Consider the following 12,894-nt stretch of genomic DNA (forward strand, 5'->3'; position numbering starts at 1 on the left):
ATTCCAGCCTTTCTGTTGATGTCTCAAGAAGGGATACCGGCGGGGCGGCGTTGGAAATACCACCACTCTATCAGAAGCAATAGAAATGCAATGAGCGCAAATTCGCTCCACAAGGGTTTGTCGCTATCGATTTGTGCTTGAGCCGCCGTGACCGGTACTTCACTAAACTGTATTTCTTCCACTGAAACGAGAGAAGTTTCTAAAGGGCTTAATAAACTTACACTAATTTCATCGGAATCGGCTCCTTCACCACTAATTACATAGTTGCCCACATGCAAAGCGGCGATTCCCGAAACCAGACCATTTTTATTACTTTCCGTACTCAACCGTTTTCCATCAGGAGTTTTGATTTCGTATTTCTGTTCGGGAAGATATTCGACAGGGGGTAAAACGGGGGTCGCAGCTGCCTGTACTTCAGCGATTCCTGCTTCCTGCATTGTCAATTGAACCAAATTTGAAACCATAATCGGAAAACCAACACGGTATGGCATCGTTGATCGATCCGTATTGAACAGGAAATAAAATTCCAGATCCCCCGCATTCCGTTTTTGTAATAATAATGGTCCCCGACGACCGTGCACTAAGACTTCATATCCCGATTCTTCCAGATTTTCAACACCCGCATTCTCTACCCAGACCGGTTCTTCCGTGATCTGTACATCATTTAATTCAACATGTCTTAGGAATGAAGAACTACGATTCCAATCGACAACATCAGTCAGCTTAGTCTCGAGCGTAATGTATTTCTTTAAATCATCCGGAATAAAACCGACCCCCAGCTTCACAAGTGCCTGTTTCTCTAGATCCTTTTCAGAGGCAGAAATAATCAAGTCATACTCGGGAGGGCCAACGGTTTCCCCTGCTTCTGGATATAGTTGCAGTTCTTCATTGTCGGCGAGTGCGTATCGATAGCTCGACAGATCTGGATCAATAAACACAAGCAGAGAACGTGCCTGGGGAATTTTGAGAAAGGCGCGATTATCGGATACCAGGCTGTCAAATGATTCTGGTATCAAGACAGCCTCAAGAGTCGATGCCTTATCCGCACTAATTGAAAATTCCAGGCGTTGAGAGTCTCCCGTGCTTAAGACGATCTCTTCTTTCGCAACACTCTGTCCGTCCTGAAGCAATTCGACTGTGGCCGGGGTGTCTGAGTCACTGGAGTTCTCAACTCGAATAAACACATCCCAGTTTCCAGACTGATTCTTCCGTGCATTGAAAGAAGTAATTCCAAGATTCGCGCCTGCTGAGGGCAACCGTTGGTAATTCAATTCAAATGGCAATTCAAAATTCACTTCTTTAGGAAAATTTCCATCCGAATAAAAAAGGACCGTCTTGATTGGGGCAGTTCGTGAAAGTGCCTGTGTCATCCGTAAAGCATCTTCCAGGTGACTGGGAACATCATCGACCGTCAAACCAGCCAATGACTGTTTTAAGACACGCTGGTTATCAGTAAAGTCAGTTAATCGGCGGGCGGTCGAACTGACGGCGACCAGTGAAACACGCTGGTCCGGAAGTAGGTTTTCAATTAATTCGGTGACACGCGCTTTGGCAAGCTCGAGACGTGTTTTCTTTGTTTCGGGATCGGTAGCGCCCATACTTGCAGAACAGTCGATCAAGATGGGTAAATACTCTGCACGCTCGGCTCCGCTTTGGATAAATGGCTGCATCAGAGAGAGCACTAAAAAAAGCAACAATAAAATTTGGAGCAATAGTAAAATACTGCGTTTAAATTTCTGGAAGGGAGAGTTCACACGTCGGTCATTGATGACTTGACTCCACAGAGCCAGCGAAGGAACTTGCTTGTGGGGGCGTTTTAACTTCAAAAAATAGAAAATAATCAAGGGCAGCAGCAATAGCAGATACCAGGCGCCTTGAATGGAATAAAAGCCAGGCCAGAAGTTCATAAGACCCACCCCTTCCGCCTCAGCAGGTCAAAGAGAACATACTCCAGAGAATCTCCACTATTGGTGGTCAAAAAACGCCCGGATCGTTGGCGGCAAAGCATCGCCAGGTGTTCTTCCAGGAGCACCCGATGCTCGTGATAGAGCCCCAGCAAATCACCGGCAGATGAGATATCCAGGGTCTGGCCACTTTCGCTGTCAATCAGACGTAAATCGCCATTGATCTCCGGGTTGATTTCAGAGGGACCTAATATTTGAACGCCAAACAGTTCCAGACCTGCGCTATACAGCATATTAAATGGACGCTGCAAATCGCCAAATGACTCATAATCGGAAAGAACGATGGCAACCCCCCTTCCCCGATGCGTGCGCAAGACATCTTCCACAGCCAGTTCAATGGGAGAGTTGCCGCCTGCTTCGATTTGTGTCAGAAAATCAAACAGACGTTTCATACTGATTCGTCCCGTTGCTGGTGAGAATTTCTCAGGCCGACTTCCTTTTTGGTTGCAAACGTAGGCGCTGACTTTTTCAAAATTCAACAGCCCCATAACGCCAAACGCGGCTGCTAGTTGTTTACAACGTAAAAACTTGTCTTCGTAATCCATGGATGAAGAAGCGTCAAGAATCAAAACAACATGCATTTCCTCTTCATGCTGATATTGTTTCATAAACGGTTTGTTTAAACGGGAGAAGATATTCCAGTCGATATACCGCACATCATCGCCGGGAACGTAGTTTCGATAATCTGAAAACTCGGTACTGGTCCCTCCCTTGCCGGAAAGATGTTCGCCGCGACTTCGATTTGTTAAACGACGTGTGGGGTTTAAACGCATTCTCTCCAAGATGGATAACGTTCTGTTATCAAAGAGCGACGTAAACTGGTTGGATTGAGTTCCCTGTGACACTGCCGTTTATTCCTTTTCGGGTAGTTCTTTGCAAATCTGTGCAATCAGGTCCGCGACAACAATATTTTCTGCCTGACCATCGTAATTCAGTAATACGCGATGCTGCAGAACTTCATTTGCAAAATAGCGAATATCTTCAAAGGCAACATGCGCGCGTCCTTCACTGAGTGCACGCACGCGCGCAGCTTTAACCAGTGATTGTGCAGCTCGCGGACTGGCCCCCCAATGCACAAAGCGACGGACTTCCTCCGTTGCAAAATCGGTTCCAGGATGAGTCGACAGCACCAGGCGTATCGCATAGTCGCGAATGGGTTCTACGACAACGACTTTCTCCAGCACACTCCTTAATTCAAGGATTTGCTCACTGTTGAGCAGTTTTTTTAACTCCACGGGCTGTTTCAAAATCGTTTGTTGTACAATTGTGTTGAGTTCATTACGATTGGGAAAAGGGACATTCACTTTGAACATAAAGCGGTCTAATTGTGCTTCGGGTAAGGGATAAGTGCCTTCCTGCTCAATCGGGTTCTGAGTGGCCATCACAAAGAATGGCTGATCCAGTCGATACTGTGTCCCGCCGGCTGTAACCGTCCCTTCCTGCATTGTCTCCAGCAGTGCAGATTGGGTTTTAGGAGAAGCGCGGTTGATTTCATCGGCCAGCAGTAATTGGGTGAAAATCGGGCCTTTGCGAAACTCAAACCGATATGTTCCCGTTTCGTCGGTGCTCATGATATTGGTCCCGATAATATCAGCCGGCATTAAGTCAGGCGTAAACTGAATTCGCTGAAAATGCAGGTCCAGCACTTTGGAGAGTGCTTTGACGAGTTCCGTTTTGCCCAGACCGGGAACGCCTTCCAGCAAGACATTGCCGCCACAAAACAACGCGTAGAGCGTTGACTCAACAACACGCTCCTGTCCAATGATCATTCGTGCGATTTCAGACCGCACTTCATTGAACACTTTTTTGAAATGGTCTGCTTCAGCCTGCAATACAGTCGGTTCTTCAGTTGTGTCTGGCTGGTTCATCTTCTTTATCTCCGCAGAAAAAAGTCTATTGTTTTTCGTTGTCTGATTGTCGTTTTCGTTTGAGATCTAGTAAACGCCCGGTTGTTGACACGTTTTCAGGCGAATCAGTCGGTGGAGTTTTAGTCGAGGAATTTCCTGCGTCGGCAGGCTTCGTTTTTTCGGTTTGTTTTTGTTGGGACTGTCGCGAGGACTGCTGTTTCTGTTCTTGCAGTTTGGAAATCGTAGATTGGGGGTTTAGCTGGTTGGCAGTGGTGGAAGCCGTTCCTTTACGGTGATCCAATTCCTCGGTAACCCCCTGTTTCCGTTGCAGGAGCGCCCCCATTGTTGCCGTACTGGCTTGTTTGTCGGAGCCCAATCCAAACCAGCTTCGAATAACATACCAATCCAATTGTACGCGGCGTATTCCCACATCTAGTGGCACTAAGATCGCCAGTACGATCAATAACCAGTCAAATACCGGATTTGAACTTTGTTTGGGATCGCGGCGTCCGTAAATTACTTTAGCTGCGTTCTCTGGATCAAGCCGTTGCCCTCCTGTTCGCTCTGCGATTTCTTCAAGAACAATCGGATTCGAACGAAAGCGGAGAAATTCTGGTGAATAGGGAACGATAAATCCGCCATTCGTATGATCTTCACGATCCCCTGCTTTTCCCACAGCCATTACCTGATAACGTCCCTTGCCCCAGAGAGGAATCGAAGCCTGATACCGACGTGGACTGACCTGTTTCAGCACAACAGTTTCTTCACGATCATGCGGTCCCGAGATTTTGGCAGCGACATTTAGGAACGATTCTTCCGGATGAAAATCCTCAACCATAATAGTGGCATTGTTACCAGAGGTATGGCTCCACATTTTCAAATGTTCCTGGGTTTGCACACGGGAGATCTTAATCATTAACTGCTTGATGAATGCCTGGTAGTGATCCCAGTTCACCCAGTCAGCGCCCCAGTTTGGTGACAAATCAGAAGTAAATGCGGCCGTCGTTCCCAAGCCATAGCGCCAGAAAGCAAGGACGGGGTCAATCTCACCTTCGGCTTCTTTCTTTTCAGGAGCATTTAAAACGCCTTCTGCCCGGGGTTTGATCGTAGCTAACACGTAGCCATGTAACGGTGGTATTTCCTGAATCCCTTTGAGTATCGGGGAGATCATTCCTACCTCGGGAGTGATTGTCTCGTTTTGAATCATACTCCGTTTCAGGGTTTTTGATTCTTTAATGAAGATGGATGGTAATTGATTGGGGTCAGAAGGAAAATAATAACGCCCTCCCGTTGCCCCGGCGATTCCACGCATCGTCGAGATGTCACGTCCCCCATGGGGATAGATCGCAACCATGGATACACTGACTTTGTTATCCTGGAATTTTTTGATAAGCGCGGGAGATGGTGGCTGGGGATCGCCGTCAGATATAATAATCATATGTTTTGTAGAAGCGTCACTTTTGATGAGTCCTTTTAAACCCAGTTCCATGGTATTTGCAAAACTAGGCATGTCCCCGATTTGTGCGCCATTGATCTTGGGGACCATTTTTTCATACTCATCGGCGGGAGTTAGTTCAAACAGCCATTTCTCGCCTCCCATGAAATCATAAATTAAAACGCCGACTTCATCTTGGGCACCTAAAACTTTAATCGCCTGTTTTGTGATGCGTTTCCCCCACGTATTTCCTTCCGGAAACTCACATGTATGCAGAATAATCGCCAGTGCACCTTTGGGAAGAACTTTCTTCTTGGTGATGTCCATTGTCACGGGCAGCGCGTCTTCGATTAAAGTGCGATGATATCCCCCAGGACCGTAACTGTTCTCGCCGCCCACCATCATGAATCCGATGCCCTGATTAAAGATCGAATCATGGACGGCTTTTAACTGAACCACATTAAATGCATCAGCGGGAACATTCACAAAAACGATTGCGTCGTATGGCATGAGCGATAGCGAATCGCTGGGAAACTCATAGGCAGAGATCGTTTCTACATTTCTCTCTCCTTCTCGGATCGCTTTCACCAGAGATTGCCAGTCTCGGTCATCCCCACCCGGATTAGTGACAACCAGAACCTTACCTTCACCTGCTACATAAATGTAGTTTAAAACGGTATTATTTTCGCGGATCTGGTCATCATCCCGCTTTGTTTCAATTGTCGCTGAATATTCATAATAGCCGGCCTCTCTCAAGTAAATCGGCACCACATAACGATTCTTGCCTGCTTTGAACGAGACTTTTTCTTCATAAATCGGCTCACCATTTTCACGCAATACCAGCTTACCTGAACCATCTTGCAGAGATGAAAGCACAATAGCCGCTTCATAGTTTTCCCCCAGCTTGACGAACCGGGGAAGTTCGAGATTTTCCAGCCAGACCTCTTTGTCGTATTCATATTGGATCGGTAGAACATCAACGGCGATATCCCGCGATTTGAGTTCTTCCAGAATTTGGGAAATAGATCCCTCAGTTTCCGTTCCATCACTGATTAAGACAATCCGCCCACGGTTCTCTTCCGGTAACATGGCAGCAGCCAGGGACAGCGTCTGTTGCAGGTTGGTTGCGTCACGATCAATTCGCGAATTTAAGGCTTCAAACGGAAAAGAAACACGAGGTGGAAGTTCGACTGCCGAATTCCTCCCGAAAACGACCAGCCCCGCTTCATCTGTCTGAGGCTTCTCCGTGACTGTCTTTGTGACAAATTCCAGAGCAGAGTCTACGGATGACTCGCCAATCGAATCAGAAAGATCCACGGCATAGACCACTGAGATGACATCGCGAACACGTACGGAGCGTGGTTCTGCGATCAACATCACAAACAGTCCCAGCATCACCAGGCGCGAAATCAGTGCAGCCAAGGCGCGGCCTTTACTCAAACCACCATATCCGGCAACAGAAAGCCACCAGACCCAGACGGAAAAGAGAATCAGACTAAATGCCCAGGGGCGGGCAAATAATAAAATATTGGACAATTCAAGACTGATACAAACGACGGCATACAGAACCAGAAAAAAGATCAAAGGCATCGCACGTCGCCAGGTTACTGCGATGCGCGGTTGGGGAACTAATTGATGATAGAGTTCTTTGATCTTCATGGTATCAATTTTACGATTAAACGATTGCCCGTGTCAGCCACGATCACTTGATCTTTCGAATTTACGGTAAGTCCCCAGGGAGTCAAAAACTCCCCCTGCTCTGTTCCTGTCTTCCCAAATCTACCTAAGACTTCACCCGCTAAATTGGTTTTGGTGACCCGCCCTAATCCATATTCCACGATATAGAGTTCTTCATTATTTCGATCGATGGCAATGTCATAAGGATAATAGAGTGGAATCCCCCCGGTTTTCGTGCCTAAAATTTCTAAAAACGTTCCCTCATCGGAAAATACCTGAATACGATTATTGTCCGCATCAGCAACATAGATTTTTCCATGATGCCAGACCATTCCCGCGGGTCTTTGGAATTCTCCTGGTTTATTCCCCACCTTGCCAAATTGCAGTATAAATTCACCCTGATCGGAAAATTTCTGGATTCGATTATTTTCACCAAATTCGCAAACGTAAATATTTCCTGCAGGATCCTGTACAACGGAAACAGGAAAAATAAATTGTCCCGGTTTCAGTCCATATTCTCCAAGTATTTTTTGCACTTTTCCCTGTTGATCAAAAAAAACGACGCGGTGGTAATGTGTGTCAGCAACGGCGATCTGACCATTTTTCAAAAAACAGACCCCTTCCGGCTTCCCCACATCTGATTCAGGCATCTTCCATTGCCTGATTAATTCATTATTCGAATCATAAACCAGCACACGACCAGCATTGTCGAGTACATACAGTTCGTCGTTCGGTCCGACATTCACGCTACGTGGCGCTGGGATCATGATTCCCTCAGAGGGAACAGGCCACTGCTTTATCTGAGAAAATACTAGTTCCGGCGCATTGTCTGAAAGACATCCGGAACCAAACACCAGGCATAAAAACAGCATCAACAAGCGAATCGAAATACGATCTCCCTTTTTTAATACTGATCTAACCGGGCGGTGATATAATGACTGAGTGACCTGGTGTTCCTGATGCGAAACGATAACTTCCTCAATCGATCCACTAAATGCAACCGATTGCACTTCCCACGAACTCTGTTCGACTTTGTCTAAAGCGAGTTGTTCAGCTCGAATTAGTTTGATGTCACAATTATGTTCTTTCTCTGGGAAAGTATCACTTATCGGAGTTAGATCGTTGACTGGTCCTAAATAGGTGGCAACCTGATACGATGGAGGCGCATAATACAAATCGTTTACTTCGCCAGAATAAATTACCTGACCCTGGTCGAGGCAGATGACATGTTCAGCTTCCCGCAACACCAGATCGGGTTGATGTGTCGAAAACACAAGCGATGTGTTGTTTTTCTGGCAAAAGTCACAAATGGTTTTCCAGTAGAACGGCCAATGCGTCTGATCTACGTGTATTAATGGCTCATCCATTACTAAGATACCCGCTTTACTGGCCAGAGCCCGGGCGACCGCTAATCGTGAGGCTTCTCCCTGTGAAATTTGTCCTGGATATTGGTCTCGAACAGGCGATAAGCCAAATGCTGTGAGTAGTTCTTCCACAGCATCCTGCTCTGATTCAACATCCGGATAAACCAGCTTCAAGTGGCCTTGAACCGTATATTGCGGCCACAATCCAAGATTGTGGGGGACCCAGAACAGTTCCAGACCGGATCCAGGTGGGGAACATGCCTGTGTGCGAGTAATTGTTCCCTTATCGGGAGACTCATAGTTTACCAGCAGGTTCAATAATGAAGTTTTTCCTGCACCGGAATATCCCATAATTGCTGTGACACCTTGTGGGATTACAAGATCAACTTCAGCCAAGCGGACATCGGACGCACTCTTCATACTGACGCTTTTCAGTGACCACAACAAGGCTTCAGATTGTAAGGTTTCAACAGTCATTAAATGATTAAGTCTCAGCCAGACCAGAACGGTTTGAACTTAAGATCCATAGTTTTTTCACAATTGGTAAAAGCAACAGACTGACGCAAACGGGTATGCATAAGCTGAGCAGCGTTATTGCAGACAGGATTGAATTTTGTCCATAATGCATCAGATTATAAAGGCGCACGGCAGATGGTTGTGCCTGATTTGGCGCCAAGATCGAACTGAGAGTAACATTCCAATAGGCCCAGAAAGCCAGAACAACAACGGCCCAATATTGTATTCTCCCATTCACTGACCAGCGCAATTGGTCGCCCTTCAATGCCTGTACTTTTCCTTTTGACTGACTCAACAATTTCGTCAGGTAGAAGGCACTGTTCTTTGATTGTGTCTGCAACACGAGTTTCAGAAAAACAGCTCTAGGAAGTAAAAAAAGGACTAATGCAATGAAAAGCGCTAAAGGAGTATCATACAACCAGTAGCCGTAGGTTGTTAAAAAGACGGAAGCGATCAAAATGGCCAGAGTTAATGCCCCGCAAAGACCAGGCAGACAAAATATAAAACCCGGTACTCTGATCCGTAACGTCTGTTTTCGGGCAAAGAAAAACGCAGCCAACCCCCAAGCGGCAATTCCAGAAGAGATCCCATACAAGAGCCCCCAGGCGGACTCCTGAATGGTTCCCTGCAATTGCAGTTGATTTTGCAACAGACTACTGAGAGCAAGTAGGCTGCCCCAACTAATGAAGGCGAACGGTACCAGTCCGATCATAAAAAATGCTACAAGTAGATATCCCCAAGACAAGATTGTGGAAACGCGTGCAATGTCCCTGGTTTGATCTCGTTGATTAAGAGTCGGTTGCTTTTTGAGTTGCGACAGCACGAAAGCAACTCCGGCAATCAAAAGCAATTCGATTAGAAGCGGTCCGGTAATAAATGACAGCGTTTTGATCACAGGAACTCCGCCTGCCTGGGCATCAAAGATCCAGACTGTCCATGTATCCCGGTAAAGTAACGATGCCATCTCGAATTCCTGAAACGCCAACAGAAATAACAGCGCCCCGATGGGGAATCCTCGAAACAGAGTCTTCCACAGAAAAAAACTCCAGAGTGATCGTATCTTCGTAATCTGCGCCGCAGGCGAGCGGACCGATTTTCTGATAAAATCAGCCTCTGATGAAATCGCAGAGGGAGCAGAGAGAGTAACACAGATCATTCCCACAGGAACCACTTTCAACAATACCAGTCCCGAATAAATTAACTCGATTAAAAAGGGATAGTGCACCAGTTTCAATGAAATCAGCCACCAGGCATATCCCACAATCAGTTCAGGCACCAATAAGGGGGCCAGGATCAATGTGAATAACAAAACTGAACGACGTGAATAGCCTGTTTCAACCAGCCGAGACAAATGTCTGGATAAAATGACTCCGATTATTGAAATGCACAAACTGCGTAACACTGTCACGCCACAAGCTGTGGCCAGGCTCATTTCAGATACTCCGATTTAAGCCAGGCCAGCGTTTCTTCCCGCTGCTTTACCAGATTTGTTAAAGGATATGCTTTCTCGACATATGAACGATACTGTTTCACTGCTTCAGGGACCAGGTCCCAATCCACAGACCCTAATGGGATTTGACGCGATTGTGATTGAGCCAGTTTGATTTCTACTTCTTCCGAAAGCAGATAATCCATTAGAGTTTCTGCCTGTGTTCGTTTTTTGGTTCCTTTGATGATGGCAACACTGTTGGGGATTAATATCACTTTTTCGTTCACTGTGATCGGCAATGCGGCGACCGGCTTTGCCTCATCGACAGCCACAAAATAGTCATCCGTGTCTGTAAATCCAAGCTCGCAAGTACCACTGGCAACCAGATTTTTAACACTCGCATTCCCAGAGGTCTCTATTATTCCTCGTTCTTGTAACGATTGATGCCAAGCCTTCAATCGCTCCAGCCCCCACGCATCACAGAGAACGGTATAGTGAGTCAAGGTTGTGCCATAGAGCGGCTTGGCAATCGCAACATGATCAAGAGGACCTGATAATATCTGCTCAACATTCTCAGGTGTGTTTTTGATTTTATCTGAGTTGGTGATATAAACTCGCAGCCTGGCCGCAAAGCCAGTCCAATAACCATCCGGATCTTTAAACTCATCTGGAATCCTTTGATAACCATCGCCTTGGTATGGATCCAGAAGTCCCTGCTCTTTAAGAGCAGCTGTACCTAATGTCTGGTTATTCCAGAAGACATCACAACGTGGATGGTCCTGCTCCCGGATAATCAAGTTCGTCAAGCCCAGTGACTTGGTGGCTTCTGTATCAAAACGTGGATCTACTTTGATCCCCGTTTTCTGTTCAAAGGCTTTCAATATTTCTTCAGAAAATACGGCATCATGAGCGCAGTAGACGACAAGCGCATCACTTTGTTGCTGATAAAAAAAGACCAATCCGACAGCCACAACGACAACCACTTCTACGATTGCCAGAATGATCCATCCGGAAAAAAGCCCTCCCCCTGATTTTTGATTCATTTCTTAGTTGCGTTTTCTTCAGATTTGTTCTCAAGTGAATTGAAATACTTCTTGATTCCATCATGATATCCAGGCGGAATCTGTTCCTGCATAATTGCTTCACTCATCCCCTGTTTGAGGTCGGTGAATAATTTGTTGTAGTTTTTTTGTGCTTCTCCCCGGTCACTGAGCCCCTTGGTTTTGAAAGACAACAGGACCTTGCCGGCAGTGATTGCCGACTTTGACTTTTCGGTTTTAAAGCCTGTGTCAACAGTGTCGTCTTCGTCTACTTTACCACCTTTCCCTTGTCCTTCTCCCCCCGTCCCTTCACCAGGCATGTTACCCATCATTTGTGCATAGAGTTCTTCATAATCCTCAAGACTCATGCAGTTTTCGCAAGCTTCGCCATCAAGCCCTGATTTATCATTTATTTTTTTGGCCATCTGAAGCACTTTCAAGGCTTCTTCAAGCTTTTTCATATCTTTGGCTGATTGAGCAATCTCTTTCAACTCCATTTTGGCGAGGTCCATAGATTGCATCGCTTCCTTGAATGCTTCATCAGGCTTGATGCCTTTTGACTGGGCCATTTGCATTTGTTTCATAGCTCGTTTTAATGCTGCTGCCATCGCTTTCGAATTAGTTTGTTCGCGTGCGAAGGATTCCATTTCCTTCATTTTTTTCTGAATTTCATTTTTCAACTGTTCACGCTTTACGGGATCGGTCTCTTTGGTTAATCGCTGAAGCTGTTCTTTCAATTCATCCATTTCTTTCATGAGCGACTGTGTTGAACCTTCCTGCAGTTCTTTGCTCCACTTTTTCATTCCTTCGTTTTTAGACATCCCGCCAAATTTTTGTGCCTGATTTGCTTTCATCATCAGGCTTTTCATTTTTTCTTCGGCAATCTTTCGCCATTTCCCACCCAGTGATTTTTGATGACCGGCGAGTGTTTTTGTATTCTTCTGTTTTTTTCCAGGCGTCATTTTTCGGAAGTCTGACTTCAGGTTTTCAACAGCCATTTTGACATCTTTTGATTCTTCATCACTTTCACCGGTATCTTTATTTTTCAGTTCCGCCAGCCTGGCTTTGGTTGCTTTTTTAGTACTCTGAAACTCTTCTGCTTTTTCCTGTTCAATTTCTGCCGCCTGAACTTCGCCAAACGGGTCGAATTGAGGAGTATACTCCAAGACCAAAAACAACAGGAATGCCCCGGCGCAAGAGGTCGCTAATTTCTTTTGCCATTGAAAACTGATAATAGCCGATGGTTGAATCTTTTCCGCCTTCGTTTCTGCATCCTGCACGACGAGAGGTTTATAATTCCCTACCGCTTGCTCCAGCATCGTCACGGTTAAAAACAGGTCTTTCGTACCCTGGTTTTGATCAATTAGGCGTGCCGCCTGTTCTTTTTCCGGCTTCCGAAACAGAAAAAATGACAATATCAGCGTGCCTCCCACAACAACCCCCAAGGATTCGGGAATAAACCACTCTCTCAGATAGCCTGATAATCGACTGAAAAGGAGCAACGCTAAGTACGCCGTCATGACAGACACAAAGGAAATAAAGAGCGTCCTCCCCCACAAAGCCAGTGACAGACGGCGTTGAACACGTTCTATTAACTGTGCCGATTTTTTCATGTTTTCCAT

At 46.0% G+C, this 12,894-nt stretch carries 8 protein-coding genes; all 8 read right to left on the reverse strand.

Annotated features, from left to right (window positions below):
• Window positions 1-23 precede the first annotated feature (23 nt).
• Window positions 24-1,907, reverse strand: coding sequence for a vWA domain-containing protein (locus Enr17x_RS15070; RefSeq protein ID WP_145310073.1), 1,884 nt, complete (start codon window positions 1,905-1,907; stop codon window positions 24-26).
• A complete protein-coding gene (locus tag Enr17x_RS15075; protein WP_145310075.1) occupies window positions 1,904-2,809 on the reverse strand; it encodes a DUF58 domain-containing protein in 906 nt (301 codons plus the stop codon). Before Enr17x_RS15075 ends, Enr17x_RS15070 begins: the two co-directional genes overlap by 4 nt.
• A 6-nt stretch (window positions 2,810-2,815) precedes the next feature.
• Window positions 2,816-3,832: an AAA family ATPase gene (locus Enr17x_RS15080; protein ID WP_145310077.1), complete on the reverse strand. Its 1,017-nt coding sequence runs from the start codon at window positions 3,830-3,832 to the stop codon at window positions 2,816-2,818.
• A gap of 25 nt (window positions 3,833-3,857) precedes the next feature.
• Window positions 3,858-6,905 carry a VWA domain-containing protein gene (locus Enr17x_RS15085; protein WP_145310079.1) on the reverse strand — a complete coding sequence of 1,016 codons (3,048 nt, stop codon included), beginning with the start codon at window positions 6,903-6,905 and terminating at the stop codon, window positions 3,858-3,860.
• Window positions 6,902-8,707: an ATP-binding cassette domain-containing protein gene (locus Enr17x_RS15090; protein ID WP_198000583.1), complete on the reverse strand. Its 1,806-nt coding sequence runs from the start codon at window positions 8,705-8,707 to the stop codon at window positions 6,902-6,904. The genes Enr17x_RS15085 and Enr17x_RS15090 overlap by 4 nt, the downstream gene beginning before the upstream one ends.
• Before the next feature lie 64 nt (window positions 8,708-8,771).
• Window positions 8,772-10,235, reverse strand: coding sequence for a hypothetical protein (locus Enr17x_RS15095; RefSeq protein ID WP_145310083.1), 1,464 nt, complete (start codon window positions 10,233-10,235; stop codon window positions 8,772-8,774).
• Window positions 10,232-11,275, reverse strand: coding sequence for an extracellular solute-binding protein (locus Enr17x_RS15100; RefSeq protein WP_145310085.1), 1,044 nt, complete (start codon window positions 11,273-11,275; stop codon window positions 10,232-10,234). Before Enr17x_RS15100 ends, Enr17x_RS15095 begins: the two co-directional genes overlap by 4 nt.
• Window positions 11,272-12,894 (reverse strand): hypothetical protein, encoded by a 1,623-nt coding sequence (locus Enr17x_RS15105; RefSeq protein WP_145310087.1) that lies wholly within the window; start codon window positions 12,892-12,894, stop codon window positions 11,272-11,274. Before Enr17x_RS15105 ends, Enr17x_RS15100 begins: the two co-directional genes overlap by 4 nt.

The organism is Gimesia fumaroli (genome assembly GCF_007754425.1).
Taxonomy (GTDB): domain Bacteria; phylum Planctomycetota; class Planctomycetia; order Planctomycetales; family Planctomycetaceae; genus Gimesia; species Gimesia fumaroli.

What these genes read in the sequence shown, in the direction of transcription:
- Enr17x_RS15095 (WP_145310083.1), bottom strand. Translation starts at nt 10,235, where the DNA reads ATGAGCCTGGCCACAGCTTGTGGCGTGACAGTGTTACGCAGTTTGTGC.
- Enr17x_RS15080 (WP_145310077.1), bottom strand. Translation starts at nt 3,832, where the DNA reads ATGAACCAGCCAGACACAACTGAAGAACCGACTGTATTGCAGGCTGAA.
- Enr17x_RS15090 (WP_198000583.1), bottom strand. Translation starts at nt 8,707, where the DNA reads ATGAAGAGTGCGTCCGATGTCCGCTTGGCTGAAGTTGATCTTGTAATC.
- Enr17x_RS15085 (WP_145310079.1), bottom strand. Translation starts at nt 6,905, where the DNA reads ATGAAGATCAAAGAACTCTATCATCAATTAGTTCCCCAACCGCGCATC.
- Enr17x_RS15100 (WP_145310085.1), bottom strand. Translation starts at nt 11,275, where the DNA reads ATGAATCAAAAATCAGGGGGAGGGCTTTTTTCCGGATGGATCATTCTG.
- Enr17x_RS15105 (WP_145310087.1), bottom strand. Translation starts at nt 12,894, where the DNA reads ATGGAAAACATGAAAAAATCGGCACAGTTAATAGAACGTGTTCAACGC.
- Enr17x_RS15070 (WP_145310073.1), bottom strand. Translation starts at nt 1,907, where the DNA reads ATGAACTTCTGGCCTGGCTTTTATTCCATTCAAGGCGCCTGGTATCTG.